General features: G+C 66.7%; 16 protein-coding genes. 10 read left to right on the forward strand and 6 right to left on the reverse strand.

What is annotated here, in order from left to right:
* Positions 1–184: 184 nt before the first annotated feature.
* On the forward strand, positions 185–568 hold the full coding sequence (locus AC3FKG_RS04585; RefSeq protein ID WP_488742653.1) for a YybH family protein: 384 nt from the start codon (positions 185–187) through the stop codon (positions 566–568).
* Between the two features lie 150 nt (positions 569–718).
* Here AC3FKG_RS04585 and AC3FKG_RS04590 read toward each other — a convergent pair whose 3' ends face one another.
* A complete protein-coding gene (locus AC3FKG_RS04590) occupies positions 719–1,411 on the reverse strand; it encodes an intradiol ring-cleavage dioxygenase (RefSeq protein WP_488742533.1) in 693 nt (230 codons plus the stop codon).
* A gap of 246 nt (positions 1,412–1,657) precedes the next feature.
* Here AC3FKG_RS04590 and AC3FKG_RS04595 point away from each other — a divergent pair, with 246 nt between their 5' ends.
* A complete protein-coding gene (locus tag AC3FKG_RS04595; protein ID WP_483712938.1) occupies positions 1,658–2,110 on the forward strand; it encodes a PA2169 family four-helix-bundle protein in 453 nt (150 codons plus the stop codon).
* Between the two features lie 12 nt (positions 2,111–2,122).
* On the opposite strand, the gene AC3FKG_RS04600 is transcribed toward AC3FKG_RS04595, so the two are convergent.
* Both AC3FKG_RS04600 and argG read right to left on the reverse strand, forming a co-directional pair.
* Positions 2,123–3,787 (reverse strand): ABC-F family ATP-binding cassette domain-containing protein, encoded by a 1,665-nt coding sequence (locus AC3FKG_RS04600; RefSeq protein WP_483712936.1) that lies wholly within the window; start codon positions 3,785–3,787, stop codon positions 2,123–2,125.
* A 218-nt stretch (positions 3,788–4,005) separates the two neighbouring features.
* Positions 4,006–5,331, reverse strand: a complete 1,326-nt coding sequence (argG, locus tag AC3FKG_RS04605; protein ID WP_483712934.1) for an argininosuccinate synthase — start codon at positions 5,329–5,331, stop codon at positions 4,006–4,008.
* Between the two features lie 282 nt (positions 5,332–5,613).
* On the opposite strand from argG, the gene AC3FKG_RS04610 reads away from it, so the two are divergent.
* Genes AC3FKG_RS04610 through AC3FKG_RS04620 form a run of 3 tightly spaced genes read left to right on the forward strand, consistent with a single transcriptional unit; the run spans position 5,614 to position 8,596 of the window.
* The gene (locus AC3FKG_RS04610; protein WP_483712932.1) at positions 5,614–6,771 is read left to right on the forward strand and encodes a CaiB/BaiF CoA transferase family protein; all 1,158 of its coding nucleotides are present in this window, start codon (positions 5,614–5,616) and stop codon (positions 6,769–6,771) included.
* Positions 6,772–6,819: 48 nt separating this feature from the next.
* Entirely contained in the window at positions 6,820–7,788 is a 969-nt protein-coding gene (locus AC3FKG_RS04615) for a Bug family tripartite tricarboxylate transporter substrate binding protein (RefSeq protein WP_483712930.1), read from the forward strand.
* Between the two features lie 13 nt (positions 7,789–7,801).
* Positions 7,802–8,596 (forward strand): enoyl-CoA hydratase, encoded by a 795-nt coding sequence (locus AC3FKG_RS04620; protein WP_483712928.1) that lies wholly within the window; start codon positions 7,802–7,804, stop codon positions 8,594–8,596.
* A 12-nt stretch (positions 8,597–8,608) separates the two neighbouring features.
* On the opposite strand, the gene AC3FKG_RS04625 is transcribed toward AC3FKG_RS04620, so the two are convergent.
* Positions 8,609–9,544 carry a LysR family transcriptional regulator gene (locus AC3FKG_RS04625; protein WP_483712926.1) on the reverse strand — a complete coding sequence of 312 codons (936 nt, stop codon included), beginning with the start codon at positions 9,542–9,544 and terminating at the stop codon, positions 8,609–8,611.
* Between the two features lie 266 nt (positions 9,545–9,810).
* Between AC3FKG_RS04625 and AC3FKG_RS04630 the strand changes: the two genes are divergently transcribed.
* From AC3FKG_RS04630 to AC3FKG_RS04640, 3 genes are all read left to right on the forward strand, one after another.
* Entirely contained in the window at positions 9,811–10,248 is a 438-nt protein-coding gene (locus AC3FKG_RS04630; protein ID WP_483712924.1) for a VOC family protein, read from the forward strand.
* Positions 10,249–10,351: 103 nt separating this feature from the next.
* The gene (locus tag AC3FKG_RS04635; RefSeq protein WP_483712922.1) at positions 10,352–10,555 is read left to right on the forward strand and encodes a SlyX family protein; all 204 of its coding nucleotides are present in this window, start codon (positions 10,352–10,354) and stop codon (positions 10,553–10,555) included.
* A gap of 114 nt (positions 10,556–10,669) precedes the next feature.
* Positions 10,670–11,239, forward strand: coding sequence for a DUF1439 domain-containing protein (locus AC3FKG_RS04640; protein WP_483712920.1), 570 nt, complete (start codon positions 10,670–10,672; stop codon positions 11,237–11,239).
* 2 nt (positions 11,240–11,241) lie between these two features.
* Here the strand turns inward: AC3FKG_RS04640 and AC3FKG_RS04645 are convergent, their stop codons facing one another.
* Positions 11,242–12,183 (reverse strand): LysR family transcriptional regulator, encoded by a 942-nt coding sequence (locus tag AC3FKG_RS04645; protein WP_483712918.1) that lies wholly within the window; start codon positions 12,181–12,183, stop codon positions 11,242–11,244.
* 154 nt (positions 12,184–12,337) lie between these two features.
* On the opposite strand from AC3FKG_RS04645, the gene AC3FKG_RS04650 reads away from it, so the two are divergent.
* Both AC3FKG_RS04650 and AC3FKG_RS04655 read left to right on the forward strand, forming a co-directional pair.
* A complete protein-coding gene (locus tag AC3FKG_RS04650) occupies positions 12,338–13,351 on the forward strand; it encodes a Bug family tripartite tricarboxylate transporter substrate binding protein (protein ID WP_483712916.1) in 1,014 nt (337 codons plus the stop codon).
* Between the two features lie 46 nt (positions 13,352–13,397).
* Positions 13,398–15,107 carry an N-acyl-D-amino-acid deacylase family protein gene (locus tag AC3FKG_RS04655; RefSeq protein WP_483712914.1) on the forward strand — a complete coding sequence of 570 codons (1,710 nt, stop codon included), beginning with the start codon at positions 13,398–13,400 and terminating at the stop codon, positions 15,105–15,107.
* A 10-nt stretch (positions 15,108–15,117) separates the two neighbouring features.
* Here AC3FKG_RS04655 and AC3FKG_RS04660 read toward each other — a convergent pair whose 3' ends face one another.
* Entirely contained in the window at positions 15,118–16,017 is a 900-nt protein-coding gene (locus AC3FKG_RS04660) for a DMT family transporter (protein WP_483712912.1), read from the reverse strand.
* Between the last annotated feature and the right edge of the window lie 176 nt (positions 16,018–16,193).

The following is a 16,193-nucleotide window of genomic DNA, read 5'->3' on the forward strand; positions in this document are numbered from 1 at the left end:
CATCTGGCGACACCCCTCACTGTAAAAGCGCAGAGAGGCGATCTTCCGTACCGCGAGTTCGTTATGTCCGTTGCATCGTGATCAAGACCGCTTCGGCGGCGATGCGGCATGAGCAACGCGACGAGGCCGCCGGATGCACTACTATGCCCAACTGAATCGGGTAGGAAAGAACCAGCGAGGCAACATGAATTCCGCAGACGACGAACGCGCCATCCGTGAACTGGTGCAGAACTGGTTCTCCGCCAGCCAGCGCGGCGATACCAACACGGTGTTGAGCCTGATGACCGACGACGTCGTCTTCATGGTTCCCGGACAGGAGCCCTTCGGCAAGGCCGCTTTTGCGCAAGCGGCCGCGGGGATGAAGTCGGTGCAGATGCAGGGCCGCTATGACATTCGGGAAGTGCAGGTGATGGGGGATTGGGCTTACCTGCGGAATTTCATCGAACTGACGGTGACGCCGCCCGGTGGTCAGGCCGTGCACCGCTCGGGCTATACACTCACGGTGCTGCGCAGGGATGCAGATGGCAACTGGCGGCTTTGCCGGGATGCCAATTTGCTTGCGGGGTGAGATTTGGTGGGGGCGCTGGTAATGAATCTGCAGGCTCTCCGACAATGATTGAACCAGCCCCGAAACTGTCCGTGGCCCGATACTGCGAGCGCTGTCGCACCAGCGCCTTCGGCTGCTGCGCGGCTCAGTAGCGGGCATGCGGGGCATGCACTAACGGCGCTGGCCCGGTGTACGTGCAACCCCCACAACAAACTCCCCGTCCAGCCCTTCCGCCGCATTGCGTACCCGCACCAGCGGCGGCGCGCTGCCCGCAATCGGATCCTGCGCGTTCACCCGCGTCGGCACCCCGCGCGCGCGGTACGCCGGATGGTTGCCCAGCACTTCGCGATTGAGCGCATCGCTGAAGTAGAGCTGGCTGGTCAGCACTTCGGCATTTCCCATCAGCACCTTGAAATGGATGTGCACGGCGCGTGGCCGGTACCAGCCGGGATAGATTGTGACGAAGTTGGCTGCGCCATCGGCGCCGGTCCGTTGCACCCCGCGCAAGAAACGCGTGGCATCGCGCGGTCCCTCTTCTCCGCTGTAACTGCCCTGAGCATCGCAATGCCAGATGCTGACCAGCGCGCCCGGGACTGCGGCACAGCCACGGTCCGCGTCGACAAGGAGCAGCCGCAGGCGCAGCGGCTGGCCAGGACGGCCGTCGCGGATGTCACTGCGCACCTGCGCATCGCCGAGATAAAACGGTCCTTCAGTCGCAGCAGTAGTCAGCAGGCACGCAGCCGGCGCGCTCTGCGCCGCGCCCGCTGCGGGTGTCACGCTTGCCATGGCGGCCAGGCCTCCAAGCTCGCGAAGGAAATGGCGGCGGGTGGTCGTGACGGGACGGTCGGGAGGCGATGTGCTCATGTGAAGCTCCCCTCGGACATTCTCACACCAGTCTATGCGCCCGAAGATTCAGACTGAAGCCCCCGTGGGGCACGGATACAGGGCCTTGAAAGTCTGCCGCTCTCCTCTGAGCGCTGGCCGGCCCCACTTCTATACTGAGCTTACGAGCGTGCGAAACGCCCCGCGTGAGCCGGCATCACCACACGCCCGGCGACGATGTACGCGTCGACTCACATTTTTCCCCGGGATTCCGGCAAGGAGAATGTCATGGACAACCATCAAGGACAACTCGTCTCTACGCTGAACCACCTCATCGAAGTCGGCAAGGATGGCGAACTCAGTTGCATGACCGGTGCCAAGGAAGTGGACAACGCCGAGATGCGCGGCATCCTGGCGGGCACCGCCGAAACCTGCCGCCACTCCGTGACCGAATTGCAGGCCCTGGTAAGTGCCCTGGGCGCCGTGCCGCGCGACCGCGGCACCATGACGGGCACGATGCATCGCGCCTGGATGGGCGTGATGCACATCATCGCCCCGCACAACGATGACGCGGTGCTGCAGTTGTGCGAACGCGAGGAAGAAGCCGCCACGCGCGAGTACCGCTCGGCGCTGATGAAGGACATGCCCGAGGAAATCCGCTCGGTGGTCCTGCGCCAGTACGAGGGCATGCAGAAGCATCACGAACGCATCCACGCCATGCGTGGCATGCAGATTCACTGACGCGCGCAGCTGCTACGCCGCGGCCGCCTCTTCGCGCAGGCGGCGGGCTTCGTCGCGCAGGAACTGCTGGTAGTCGTCCAGGTCGCCGTCGAAGGGCTCGACGCCGCCCTTGGTGACCAGCCAGAACTCGTCGCACACCGCGCGCAGCAGCGCGCGGTCGTGGCTGACCAGCATCACGGTGCCTTCGAATTCGTTGAGCGCCATGCCCAGCGCTTCGCGGGTCGACAGGTCAAGGTGGTTGGTCGGCTCGTCGAGCAGCAGCAGGTTGGGGCGCTGCCACACGATCATGCACAACACCAGCCGCGCCTTTTCGCCGCCGCTCATCGTGCCGACCGCCTGGTGGACCATGTCGCCCGTGAAGTTGAAGGTGCCGAGGAAGGTGCGAAGGGATTGCTCGGTGCCACTCTGGCCGGGCGCGCGCAAATGCGGCGGCGTGTCCTTGGCCAGGCGGATCATGTGTTCCATCGGCGTGTCGAGCGGGCGCAGCACGTCGAGTTCCTGCTGGGCGAAATAGCCGATATTCAGGCCCTTGCCTTCGCTGATCTCGCCGGCAATCGGCGCCAGCGCGTGCGCCACCGTCTTCACCAGCGTGGACTTGCCCTGGCCGTTGGCGCCCAGGATGCCGATGCGCTGCCCCGCCATCACGGAACGGTTGATGCCCCGCACGATGACCGTAGGCGGCGTGCCCGGCAGTGCGCCGGCCGGCGCGGGGTAGCCAAAGGTTGCGTCCAGCATCGACAACAGCGGGTTCGGGACGTTGAGCGGCTCCTTGAACTCGAAGTTGAACTCTGCGTCGGCAAGCACCGGTGCAATTTTCTCCATGCGTTCAAGCGCCTTGACCCGGCTCTGCGCCTGCTTCGCCTTCGAGGCCTTGGCCTTGAAACGGTCGATGAATTTCTGCAGGTGCGCGATCTTGTCCGCCTGCTTTGCCATCGCGGCCTGCTGCAGGACGAGCTGCTCGGCGCGCATGTCTTCGAACTTGCTGTAGTTGCCGCCATAACGCACGAGCTTGGCGTTGTCGACGTGCACCGTCACCTGCGTCACCGCGTCGAGGAATTCGCGGTCGTGGCTGATCACGACCATGGTTCCCTGGTAGCGCTTGAGCCACGCCTCCAGCCAGACCAGCGCGTCGAGGTCCAGGTGATTGGTCGGTTCGTCCAGCAGCAGCAGGTCGGACGGGCACATGAGCGCGCGTGCCAGTTGCAGCCGCATGCGCCAGCCGCCGGAGAAGCTGTTGACCGGCTGGTCAAGCTGCGCGGCACTGAAGCCAAGGCCCAGGATCAGCGCCTGGGCACGTGCGGGGGCATCGTGTGCGCCGGCATCGTGCAGGGCCATGTAGGCGTGCGCCATGCGCATGCCGTCGTCGCTGGCCTCGGCGGCGGCGACTTCGGCCTGTGCGGCCAGCAGCACGGTGTCGCCTTCGACGACGAAGTCGGTCGCGCTCTGTTCGGTCTCCGGCATGTCCTGCGCGACCTGGCCCATCCTCCATGCCGCGGGAATCGAGAACTCGCCGCTGTCTTCGTGCAGCGTGCCGTTGAGCAGGCCGAAGAAAGACGACTTGCCGGCGCCATTGCGGCCGACCAGACCGATCTTTTCGCCGGGGTTGAAGGTGGCCGACGCGCGGTCGAGCACGACATTGACGCCACGGCGCAGCGTGACATTACGGACGGAAATCATAGGGAACGGCTTCAGGGAGGATTGGCATGATAGCCGAGCGGGAGTGCCGCGCCGTCTCTTTCCGGCGCAGCGGGCTTTGACCCGGCCGCGCGCCGTTTTCAACGGGGCGGCGACGTCGCAGTGAATGCGCGATGGTCAACCGAAAAAAAACCGGCACCCGAGAGTGCCGGCCTTTTCATGACGCTGCGCGATCGCGCAGCACCATCTCAGCGGTCCGATCAGTCTTCCAGCTTCGGCAGCGAAGCGCTGACCGACGACGACAGCAGCCCCGTCTTCGCATACGTCTGCAGCTTCTCGCGGGTATCCACGATATCCAGCGTGCGCATGGTCAGCTGGCCGATGCGATCCAGCGGGGTGAACATCGACTCGCCCTTTTCCATGGTCAGACGTTCCGGCTTGTAGGTCAGGTTCGGCGAGGTGGTGTTGACGATCGAGTAGTCGTTGCCGCGGCGCAGTTCGATGGTGACTTCGCCGGTGACGGCGCCCGCCACCCAGCGCTGCGCGGTTTCGCGCAGCATGATGGCCTGCGGGTCGAACCAGCGGCCCTGGTACAGCAGGCGGCCCAGGCGGCGGCCGTTGTCGCGGTACTGCTCGATGGTGTCTTCGTTGTGGATGCCGGTGATCAGGCGCTCGTAGGCGATGAACAGCAGCGCCAGGCCCGGGGCTTCGTAGATGCCGCGGCTCTTGGCTTCGATGATGCGGTTTTCGATCTGGTCGCTCATGCCCAGGCCATGGCGGCCGCCGATGCGGTTGGCTTCCATGAACAGGTCGACGGCGTTGGCGAAGGTCTTGCCGTTCAGCGCGACCGGCTGGCCTTCTTCGAAGCGCACGGTGACTTCCTCGCGCTTGACTTCGACGTCATCGCGCCAGAACTGCACGCCCATGATCGGCTGGACGATGCGGATGCCCGAATCCAGGTGCTCCAGGTCCTTGGCCTCGTGGGTCGCTCCCAGCATGTTCGAATCGGTGGAGTACGCCTTCTCGGCCGACATCTTGTAGTCGAAGCCGTTCTGGCGCATGAATTCCGACATCTCGGCACGGCCGCCCAGTTCGTCGATGAACTGCTGGTCCAGCCACGGCTTGTAGATCTGCAAGCCGGGGTTGGTCAGCAGGCCGTAGCGGTAGAAACGCTCGATGTCGTTGCCCTTGAACGTGCTGCCATCGCCCCAGATATTGACGCCATCTTCCTTCATCGCGGCAACCAGCATGGTGCCGGTGACGGCACGGCCGATCGGGGTCGTGTTGAAGTAGGTGATGCCGGCGGTCGAAATGTGGAAGGCACCGCACTGCAGCGCGGCAATCCCTTCGGCGACCAGCTGGGTGCGGCAGTCGACCAGGCGGGCTTCCTCGGCGCCGTAGGCCTTGGCGCGGCGCGGGATGTCGTCGTAGTCCGGCTCGTCCGGCTGGCCCAGGTTGGCGGTGTAGGCGTACGGGACGGCGCCCTTCTGGCGCATCCAGAGAAGCGCCGCGCTGGTGTCCAGGCCGCCAGAGAACGCAATGCCGACGCGCTGGCCGGAGGGAATGTGCTGAAGGATGGTAGTCATCGCCAGTAAATCTATGTGAATTTGTCGGCTCTTGGAGCGGCTTTCGGCCGGGGCCGGAAGCACGGGGACTGCGGCCGAGCCGAGTCGCGTGCCGAGTCAGGTGCCGCTCGGGTCCAAAGGCGAATTGTGACACGGCAGCGGGCTGACGCCAAACCCGGCGTCGGCAAAGGCCATGCCGGAGCGTTCAAAACTGGCGAACGCCCCATTAAAAACTCTCGACTGGATTGGCCTCGGAGCCCCTCCCTATACTGCGCCGCATTGTCTGGCGAATGCGGAGTTGTCATGCTTGAACGCGCCCTTGAAGGCGTCCGGGTCCTCGACCTGTCGCGCATCCTGGCCGGTCCCTGGTGCACCCAGAACCTGGCCGACCTTGGCGCCGAGGTGACCAAGGTCGAACACCCGGAGCGCGGCGACGATACGCGCGGCTGGGGCCCGCCCTACCTGCACGCGGCCGACGGCAGCGACGCGCGGCTGTCCGCCTACTTCATCAGCTGCAACCGCGGCAAGCGCTCGGTAGCGATCGACTACAGCACGCCCGAGGGGGCCGCGCACGTGCGCGAACTGGCCCGCCAGGCCGACGTGCTGGTGGAGAACTACAAGGTCGGCACGTTGCGGCGCTACGGGCTGGACTACGACAGCCTCAAGGCGATCAACCCGCGGCTGGTCTACCTGTCGATCACCGGCTTCGGCCAGGACGGCCCGATGGCCGACAAGCCCGGCTACGACTACGTGTTCCAGGGCATGGGCGGGCTCATGAGCTATACCGGCCAGCCCGACGGCAGCCCGGGCGCCGGCCCGCTGCGCACGGGCGTGGCGGTAGTGGACCTGAGCACCGGCATGTACGCGACCTCCGCCGTGCTGGCGGCGCTGTACCAGCGCCAGGCCAGCGGCGCCGGCCAGCACCTGGACATCGCGCTGCTCGACGTGGCGGTGGCGCTCAACGCCAACCAGGGCGCCAACTACCTGGTGTCCGGCCAGAACCCGCAGCGCAGCGGCAATGCGCATCCCAATTGCGCGCCGTATGAAGTGTTCCGCTGCGCCGATGGCTACCTGATCCTCGCCATCGGCAACGATGGCCAGTTCGCCCGCTTCTGCACGGTGGCCGGCATGCCGGAGCTGGCACAGGATGCGCGCTACACCACCAATTCCGCTCGCATCGAGCACCTGCCGCAACTGCGCGCATTGCTGACGGAGATCTTCCCGACGCGCACGCGCAGCGCATGGACCGATGCATTCGACGCCGCCGGCGTGCCGTGGGGGCCAATCCACACGATGGAAGAGGTGTTCGCGCATCCGCAGGTGCGCCACCGCGGGCTGCAGCAAATGGCCGAGCACCCGGTGATGGGCACCGTGCCGATGGTGCGCAACCCGATGCTGGCCGGCCAGAGCGGACCGCTGCAGCCGCCGCCCTTGCAGGGCGAGCACACCGCGGCGGCATGACGCCATCGCGCCCATATAGAACCGATACCTCTGACACGGAGACATCCCATGAAACCCACCCTTACCGCTGCGGCCCTGCTGGCCGCTCTTGGCCTGGCCAGCACCGCGCAGGCCGCCTGGCCAGAACGCCCGATCAAGCTGATCGTGCCTTACGCGGCCGGCGGCACCACCGACATCATCGCCCGCATCGTCGGCACGCGGCTGGGCCCGGTGATCGGCCAGCCCGTGGTCGTGGAAAACCGCCCGGGCGCCGGCGGCGCGGTGGGCAGTGCCTACGCGGCCAAGCAATCGCCCGATGGCTATACGCTCGTGATGGAGGTGGAGAGCTCGCACGCGGTGAACCCCAACGTGTACCTGAAGACCGCCTATGACCCGGTGAAGGACTTCGATCCGATCAGCAACCTGGCCGACGTGCCCAACGTGCTGGTCGTGTACCCCGCCTTCCCGGCCGCCGACCTGGCGGCGTTCATCAAGCTGCTGAAGGCCAACCCGGGCAAGTATTCTTTCGGGTCGTCCGGCAACGGCGGCCTGAGCCACATGAACGGCGAACTGTTCATGAACGAGACCGGCACGCGCATGCTGCATGTGCCGTACAAGGGCCTGGGCCCGGCGCTCAATGACGCGGTGGCGGGCCAGATCCAGGTCGTGTTCGACAATATCCCCTCCTCGTCCGGACTGATCCAGGGCGGCAAGCTCAAGCCGCTGGCCGTGGCGGCGAAGCATCGGCTGAAGGTGCTGCCGAACGTGCCGACCTATGCCGAAGCCGGCCTGGGCACCATGAACAACCCGTCGTGGTTTGGCCTCGGCGCGCCCGCGGGCACCCCGGCCCCGATCCTCGACAAGCTCAACGATGCCGTGCGCCAGGTGCTGGCCGAGCCGGAAGTGATCAGCGCCATCGAGAAGCAGGGCGCGATGCCGGCATGGACCTCGCGCAAGGCCTTCGCCGACCTGATCCGCGCGCAGAACGCGCACTGGAAGAAGGTGGTCGAGGACATCCACTTCACCAAGCTGCAATAAGGAACGCATCATCATGAGCGCACACGCATCCCACGCCACCCCCGCATCGCTTGCGCACGCCGGCGTCGAGATCGACGAACGCGGCGTTGCCACGCTGACCATCCGCGAAGCGGGCTCGCTGAATATCCTCGGCACGCCGGTGATCGCGGACCTGACCCGCGCGATCGGCGCGCTGGCCGCCAACGACGCCGTGCGCGTGCTGGTGGTGCGCGGCGCGGGCGAGAAGGGCTTTATCGGCGGCGCCGACATCAAGGAGATGGCGGCGCTGACGCGCGCAAGCGCCGAGGTCTTCATCAGCGGCCTGCGCGGCCTGTGCGACGCGCTGCGGCATTTCCCGGCACCGGTGATCGCGCGCATGCCGGGCTGGTGCCTGGGCGGCGGACTGGAACTGGCGCTGGCCTGCGACCTGCGCATTGCGGCGGATAACGCTCAACTGGGCATGCCCGAGGTCAAGGTCGGCATTCCGTCCGTGATCCACGCCGCGCTGATGCCGCGGCTGGTCGGCAACGCCCGCGCCAACTGGATGCTGCTGACTGGAGAACTGTGCGGCGCGGAACAAGCGCTGTCGTGGGGCCTGGTGAATCGCGTGGTGCCGCTGGCCGAACTCGACGCGGAAGTCGAGCGCGTCGCGGCGCTGTTCGCCGGCTTTGGCCCGCAGGTGGTGCGCCAGCAGAAGCGCCTGCTGCGCGAATGGGAGGAAGCCCCGCTCGATGTCTCGATCGACAACAGCGTGACGGAGTTCGGCCGCGCGTTCGATACCGGCGAGCCGCAGCATCACATGGCGACGTTCCTCAACCGCAAGCGGTGATCCTCGCGATCGTTACGGTGCGGTCACCGCGACCGCACCGCCTTCGCGCGTGGCCGCCACGCGCGGGTCGTTGAGCAGGAACTGCACGAATGCGGCGGCAAACCCGGGCAGCTTGCCATCGGCGCGCACGATCAGGTTGAGTTCGCGCAGCGCCCAGGGCTCGGCCAGCCGCACGCCCACCACACGCGCGTCGCGCAGCGCCGCCGCCGCGACGCTGCGCGGCACCAGCGCCACCCCGACACCCGCCTCCGCCAGCGACAGCACCGCGTCGAAACTGTGCGCATGCAGGCGCACGTTGGGGCTCTTGCCCGCGCGCTGCGCCATGTCGCGCAGGAACAGGAAGTTGCTGCTGGTGCGGCTCATGCACACGAAGTCGAACGCCAGCGACGCGCCGAAGCGCACCTCCGCCTCGCGCGCGAGCGGATGGTCCGCGGCTACGGCCAGGATCAGCTCGTCGACGGCATAGCGGACCGAGCGCACGCCAGTCGTGTCGAAGTCGCCGGCAAGAATGCCCACGTCCGCTTCGTGCGCGGCCACCGCCGTCAGGATGGACTGGCTCGCGCGTTCCTCCAGGTCGATATTCACGTCCCGGTTCGCCGCCAGGAAGCGGCTCACGCTGGGGATGATGAAACCATTGAGCGAACTGCTGTTGGCCAGCAGGCGGATGTGGCCCTTGAGGCCGGCGGAAAATCGCCCGACCTCGCCATGCATGCGCTCCACGCCCAGCAGCAGTTCACGCACGTGCACCAGCAGCGTCTCGCCAGCCGGGGTCAGCTCCATGCCGCGCGCATAGCGCACGAACAACGGCGTCCCCATCGCATGTTCCAGGTTCTTCAGCCGGTAACTCGCGGCCGAGGCCGTGATGTGCGTGGCCGACGCACCGCCGGACAGGCTTTGTGCATCGGCAATCGCCTGGAACAGGCGCAGGTCGGTGAGTTCGTAACGCAATGCAACCCCATTTGTCGGTTGGTGGCCGCCGTGCCAGATTGGAATGCGAGAGCGGCGGCGCGGCCATTCTATGTCATGGCACCGACGGCGGCGCACGGCCTCGGCAAGGCGACGTGGACGTCGTCCACTTTCTTTGCTAAGGTATTGTGGACGGCGTACACAAACGCAGTGTCGCCGCTCCCGACCGGTGCCGCGGGCCCGGTTCCAGACTGTTCCAGACTGATTTCCAAGGCTGTCCGCCAGGACCGCCACACCAGGAGATGTCCATGCTAGTCCAGCCTTATCTGTTCTTCGAAGGCCGTTGCGAGGAAGCACTGGAGTTCTACAAAAAGACGATCGGCGCCCAGCCCGGCATGCTGATGCGATTCAAGGACAACCCCGAAAAAGACAAGGCCGGCGCCGGCGAAGGCTGCGGCCCCACGGCCGCCATGGATGACAAGGTCATGCACGCCGAGTTCACCATCGGCGACAGCCGCATCATGGTGTCCGACGGCCGCTGCAGCGGGAAGCCGAATTTCGAGGGCGTGGCCCTGTCGATCACCTACGACGATGCATCCGCCCTGGAAAAGGCGTTCAACGGCCTGAACGACGGCGGCCAGGTCATGATGCCGCTCACCCAGACCTTCTTCGCCGAGAAATTCGGCATGGTGACCGACCGCTTCGGCGTGCTCTGGATGCTGATCAAGCCTGCAGCCCATCACTAAGGCGCCAGCCGGTGGGTAGATCCGGAAGGACCCCGGCGCCTGGCCTCGCTTACAATGCGCGGCTCGGCGCCCTTGCCGGAGATGAAGCCGGAGACACACGCCCATGGATGACCACCTCATAGAACTGGAAATCAAGCTCGCCTTCCAGGAAGACCTGCTCGAAACGCTGAACCTGACCGTCGCGCGCCAACAGCAGCAGCTGGACCTGCTCCAGGAGCAGTTCCGCGCGCTCTACCAGCAGGTGCACAGCGCCGCGTCGACAGCGGCCGAGTCCAACCCGCAGCACGAAATCCCCCCGCACTACTGAACCCGAAGCCGTGACACGGCAACAGCGTTGCCCGTGCGCCGGAACGTTGCCGTGCCGATCCGTGTCTGACAGGCACCTGCAGACAATGTTGCGCCAATGCGCGCCCATCGCCACATGCGCCTTCATCGACGCTTTCTTCCTCGCCACCTGATACTCGCTGCGGCGGCCCTTGCCGTGGCCACCGCCGCCCACGCCGGCTACAACATCTGGACCGGCGATTACACCTTTACCAGGCAGGAGCTGCAGCAGGCCGTGGACAAGCGCTTTCCGGCCACGCTGCGCTATGCGCAGGTGGTCAGCGTGCAGCTCACCAACCCGCGCCTGGTGATGGACGACGCCAATAACCGCATCACCACGCAGATGGATGCCCAGCTCACCAATGGGCTGGCCGCGTCGCCGCCGGTCAACGGCACGCTCTCGCTGAACAGTGGCCTGCGCTACGACAGGACCCAACGCGCCGTGCTGCTGGACAACCCCACGGTGCAGGACGTGCAGGTGCAAGGCATGGCGCTGTACAGGGAGCAGCTCAATGCCATTGGCGCCGTGGTCGCCCAGCAGTTGCTGAAGGATTACCCGATCTACACGTTCAGGCCGGACGAATTGCGCTTCGGCGGCAAGGAAGTCGAGCCCGGCGCGATCAAGGTGGAACCCGACGGCATCCGCGTCGAGGTGAAGGACCGATAAGATCAGCCGCCGCCTGGCGGCGACTCCCGCGGCGCGACGGACCAGCCGGCATGTTCCTCCAGCAGCCCGGCCATCAACTGTGCGGCGCCTGACAGGTTGCGTCCGCCCGGATACACCAGCGTCAGCGGCAAGGGCGCCGGGGCCAGGTAATCCAGCGCCAGCGGCATCAGCGTTCCTGCGTCGAGTTCCCTGCGCACGGCCTCATGGGTGGCGAACAGCACCGTGTCCGAAGCGCTGGCCACTTCGCACAGCACCTGCACGTTGTCGCACTCGAGCCGCACGGCCAGATTCTCCGCATCGGCGAGGCCGAACAGCGTGGCGAGTTCTTCGCGCGCACGCGGCGGCAACCGCGTCGTTGCCAGGCCAAAACCTGCCATCTGTCCACGCAAGGCCTGGTGGTCCAGCCGGGCCAACGGATGGCCCGGGCGGACGAAAAACCCCATGCGCTGCGCCGGCAACTGCCGCACCTGGAAATCCGCCGGCGGCGGCAGGCTGTGGGTAACGGCGACGACGAAATCCAGCTCGTCGCGCTGCAGCTTTTCGAGCAGTCGACGCCAGCTCTCCGTTTCCACCCGCACCACGAGTCCCGGGTAATCGCGCGCCACGCGCGTCATGACCGAGCCCAGGAATGCCGCGGCCGGGAAAGAGCCGACGCCAAAGTTCACCGTACCGGTCTCGAAGCCGCGCAGCCGCCCGGCTTCGCGCTGCAGCGCGCGCACGTCTCCGAGCATGCGGCGCGAGCGCTCCAGCACCATGCCCCCCGCCTCGGTCAGCACCAGCCCGCTGGCGGCGCGGTCTACCAGCTGCAGGCCAAGCGTTTCCTCCAGCGTCTGGATGCTGCGCGTCAGCGCCGGCTGGGTCAGATTCAAGCGGCGCGCCGCGCGCGAAAAGCTGCGTTCCTCGGACAACACCGCGAAATGCTCCAGTCGGCGCAAGCTGAGCATATAGATTTATTTCATGGGATGAGCCACAAATATGCATTGGATTTCACTGCGCGGCAATCCCATACTCGACTCGCAGACCTGCCAGAGAGCATCCGGCGTCCCACCCACGCCAAGGCTGCGACCTTCCGACTTTCATTACGGAACAGGAGACAAGATGGATCGCCTTGCCCCGCAAGCGCGCGTAAGCACGCGCCTGAGCCTTGCGTTCGCCGTCACCGTGGCCGCATTCGCCGGCAATTCCGCCAGCGCGGCCTCGCCCAATGACTGGCCGCAGGCCGGCAGGCCGGTGCGCGTGGTGGTGCCCTTCAGTGCCGGGTCGGGCAGTGACGGCCTGCTGCGCGTGATCGCCAAGCGCGTGTCGGACCAGACCGGCGCCAACGTGATCATCGACAACAAGCCGGGCGCCGGCACCTTCATCGGCGCGGCGGACGTGGCCCATGCGCCCGCCGACGGCCATACGCTGCTCTACACCATCGTCGTCACCCACACGCAGAACCCGCATCTCTACAACAAGCTGCCCTACGACGCGTTCAAGGACTTCACGCCAGTCGTGCAGCTGGTGCGCTCGGCCACCGTGCTGGTGGCCAATCGCAACGCGCCGTTCAGCAACGTGCGCGAGATGGTCGGCTATGCCAGGCAGCATCCGGGCGCACTCAACTTCGCGTCGTACAGCCTCGGTTCGACCTCGCACCTGAATGGCGAGATCCTGCAACAGCGCGCCGGCATCGAGATGGTCCACGTGCCATACAAAGGCACGGCCGACGCCACGCGCGCACTGCTGGCCGGCGATGTGCAGATCTATTTCGATGGCACCGCGACCGCCGTGGAAAACGCACGCGCGGGCAAGGTCAAGCTGCTCGGCGTGGCGGCCGACAAGCGCCTGGCGGTGCTGCCCGACCTGCCGACCATGGCCGAGCAAGGCGTGCCCGGCCTCGACATCGTCGGCTGGCAGGGCTTGTTCGGCCCCGGCAAGCTGCCGCCGGCCACCGCCCAGAAGATCGCCAACGCGTTCCGCACCGCCGTGGAGTCGCCCGATATCGCCGAGCTGATCCGTGCGCAAGGCAACGAGATCAGCGGCGCCGGCCCCGAGGCATTCAAGCAGATCGTGGCCAATGACTATGAGCGCTGGGGCGCGGTAATCAAGCGCATCGGGCTCAAGCTCGACTGATATCCCCAGCGCACAAACCTGACCAGACACCGCAAAGGAACAAACAATGCACGACTTAGTCATCCGTGGCGGCACCATCGTCGACGGCACCGGCGCACCGGCCTATCAGGGCGACCTTGCGATCGATGGCGGTCGCGTCAGCCAGGCCGGTGGCAAGGCCGGCGCCGCGCGGCGCGAGATCGATGCCGATGGCGCGCTGGTCGTGCCCGGCTGGATCGACATCCATACCCACTACGACGGTCAGGCCACCTGGGACCCGTACCTGTCGCCATCGACCTGGCATGGCGTGACCACCGCGGTGATGGGCAACTGCGGCGTGGGCTTCGCGCCAGTACGCCCCGCCGACCGCTCGTGGCTGATCAAGGTGATGGAAGGCGTGGAAGACATCCCGGGCTCGGTGCTGTCCGAAGGCATCGAGTGGGACTGGGAGACCTTCCCGGAATACCTGGACGCACTCGACCGCCGGCCCAAGGCGCTCGACATCGGTGCGCAGATTCCGCACGCCGCGCTGCGCGCCTATGTGATGGGCGAGCGCGGCATCCACCACGACGAAGCCACGCCGCACGACCTCGACCAGATGTGCCAGCTGATGCGCGAAGGCATGGCGGCCGGCGCGCTGGGCTTTTCGACGTCGCGCACCTTCCTGCACAAGTACGACGAGCGCAAGTACCCGCCCGGTACCTTCGCCAGCGGCGACGAGATCACGAGCCTCGGCCGCGTGCTCGGCGAAGTGGGACACGGCGTGTTCCAGATGACGGCCAACCATGTGTCGATGAGCAACGAGTTGCCGTGGCTCGAACGGCTGGCGCGCCATAACAAGCTCCCGGTACTGTTCAACCTGCAGCAGACCGATCCCGCACCCGACCTCTGGCGCGACCTGCTGACGGCGCTCGACGCCGCGCACGCGGGCGGCGTGCCGCTGTATGGCGGCATCAGTGGCCGGCCGCTGGGGCTGCTGTTCTCGTGGCAGAGTTCGCTGCATCCGTTTATCGCCTGCCCCGCGTTCCTGGAGCTGGCCGGACTGAGCTTCGAAGCGCGCGTGGCAAAGCTGCGCGACCCCGCCGTGCGGCAACGGATCCTGACCGAGCCGCGTGCGCGCATGGATCGCGGGCTCGAGGCGATGTTCGGCCACTTCGAGCGCATCTTCCCGCTCGGCGACACGCCCGACTACGAGCCGCCACCCGAGACAAGCGTCGCAGCCATCGCGGCACGCTGCGGTCAGACCCCGCTCGCGGCGATCTACGACCTGATGCTCGAGCAGGATGGCAAGGCCATCCTCTACTACCCGAGCTTCAACTACTCGTACGGGTCTCTCACGCACCTGCACGAGATGTTGCAGCATCCCTCCACCGTCAACAGCCTGTCCGACGGCGGCGCGCACTGCGGCTATATCTGCGATGTCAGCATGCCGACCTTCATGCTGACCCACTGGGCGCGCGAGCGCACACGCGGCCCGCGTCTGCCCATGGAAGCGCTAGTCAGGCGCCAGACCGCGGATACGGCGCGGCTCTACGGGCTCACCGACCGCGGCACGCTGCAGGCGGGCATGAAAGCGGACGTCAACGCGATCGACTACGACGGCTTGCGGCTGCATGCGCCCCGCATGGCGTTCGACCTGCCCGCAGGCGGACGGCGCCTGGTGCAGGAGGCCGATGGCTACCTGGCCACGCTCGTGGCCGGCGTGCCGATCTTCGAGCACAAGGAAGCCACCGGCGCCCTGCCCGGCAAGCTGCTGCGGGGCAAGGCGGCGGGCTGAGCCGCGGCGTTCAGTGTTCCGGCCTGCGCCGGAACACCAGCGCCAGTCCCGCCAGGATAGCCCCCATCCCGGCAATCGCCATCGGCGCGAGCCGGTTGCCGAGCAGCAGATAGTCGAACACGGCCGTGCCCGCCGGCACGAGGTAGAACAGGCTCGTCACGTTGACCAGGTTGCCGGCGCGGATCAGCCGGTAGAACAGCAGCGTCGCGGCGACGGAGATCACCAGCGCCAGCCACAGCAGCGGCACGAAGAACGCCAGCGTGGCATCGAAGGCGAACGGCTGGAACGGCAGGCATAGCAGGCATGCCAGCGTGCTTGCGCCGTACTGCAGCGGCAGCACCTGCGTCGGGGTGCCGGCGAGCCGCTTCTGCACGATCGCGCCCACGGTCACGCTCATCAGCGAGGCCAGCGCGAACAGCACGCCGGCCGGCGACAGCCGCGCCATCAGCAAGCTGTCCGCCACCACCATCGCCAGTCCCGCAAGCGCAAGGGCGAGTCCGGCCATGCGCGCCGCGCCAAAGCGCCGTTCGGTCAGCAGCAGCGTGAGCACCGGTTGCGCACCGAGGATGGTGGCCAGCACCCCCGGCGTCAGGCCGCGCTCCAGCGCCAGGAAATAGCCGATGGAATACCCGGCAATCATCAGCAAACCCGCTAGCGCGGCCAGCCCACGCTCACCGCGCGGCGGCAGCACCGGCCCGCGTGCGAGCGCAATGGCGACGAGCACGGCAAGCGCCAGTGCAAAGCGCAGCGTCAGCAGCGCAAACGGCGTGGCATGGTCGAGCGCCCAGCGGGCAAAGATGGCGCCGCTGCTCCACAGCAGCACGAAAAGGGGCGTGGCGCCCAGCGAGGCCAGCGTGCGCTGGCCGGAAGCGGCACGGGTCCGTGCCGCCAGATTGTTGTCGATACGCATGGTGTTGCACCTGTCGAATGCATGGCAGGCTCCGGCACGCGCGCGTGTCATCGGCGCAATCGCGCGCCAACACTGGCTGATACCGGAGACGTCAGGAGGTGCCGCGGGAAGAACCCGTCAGCCGAGCAATGCCGGCGGCGGAGGCGCGCCGGCGGTCGCCGGGGGTGGCGACGCGA

It is taken from the genome of Cupriavidus sp. 22TCCZM04-2, assembly GCF_057798895.1.

Coding starts and splice junctions, on each gene's coding strand:
- AC3FKG_RS04585 (WP_488742653.1), top strand. CDS start 185: ATGAATTCCGCAGACGACGAACGCGCCATCCGTGAACTGGTGCAGAAC.
- AC3FKG_RS04590 (WP_488742533.1), bottom strand. CDS start 1,411: ATGAGCACATCGCCTCCCGACCGTCCCGTCACGACCACCCGCCGCCAT.
- AC3FKG_RS04595 (WP_483712938.1), top strand. CDS start 1,658: ATGGACAACCATCAAGGACAACTCGTCTCTACGCTGAACCACCTCATC.
- AC3FKG_RS04600 (WP_483712936.1), bottom strand. CDS start 3,787: ATGATTTCCGTCCGTAATGTCACGCTGCGCCGTGGCGTCAATGTCGTG.
- argG (WP_483712934.1), bottom strand. CDS start 5,331: ATGACTACCATCCTTCAGCACATTCCCTCCGGCCAGCGCGTCGGCATT.
- AC3FKG_RS04610 (WP_483712932.1), top strand. CDS start 5,614: ATGCTTGAACGCGCCCTTGAAGGCGTCCGGGTCCTCGACCTGTCGCGC.
- AC3FKG_RS04615 (WP_483712930.1), top strand. CDS start 6,820: ATGAAACCCACCCTTACCGCTGCGGCCCTGCTGGCCGCTCTTGGCCTG.
- AC3FKG_RS04620 (WP_483712928.1), top strand. CDS start 7,802: ATGAGCGCACACGCATCCCACGCCACCCCCGCATCGCTTGCGCACGCC.
- AC3FKG_RS04630 (WP_483712924.1), top strand. CDS start 9,811: ATGCTAGTCCAGCCTTATCTGTTCTTCGAAGGCCGTTGCGAGGAAGCA.
- AC3FKG_RS04635 (WP_483712922.1), top strand. CDS start 10,352: ATGGATGACCACCTCATAGAACTGGAAATCAAGCTCGCCTTCCAGGAA.
- AC3FKG_RS04640 (WP_483712920.1), top strand. CDS start 10,670: ATGCGCCTTCATCGACGCTTTCTTCCTCGCCACCTGATACTCGCTGCG.
- AC3FKG_RS04645 (WP_483712918.1), bottom strand. CDS start 12,183: ATGCTCAGCTTGCGCCGACTGGAGCATTTCGCGGTGTTGTCCGAGGAA.
- AC3FKG_RS04650 (WP_483712916.1), top strand. CDS start 12,338: ATGGATCGCCTTGCCCCGCAAGCGCGCGTAAGCACGCGCCTGAGCCTT.
- AC3FKG_RS04655 (WP_483712914.1), top strand. CDS start 13,398: ATGCACGACTTAGTCATCCGTGGCGGCACCATCGTCGACGGCACCGGC.
- AC3FKG_RS04660 (WP_483712912.1), bottom strand. CDS start 16,017: ATGCGTATCGACAACAATCTGGCGGCACGGACCCGTGCCGCTTCCGGC.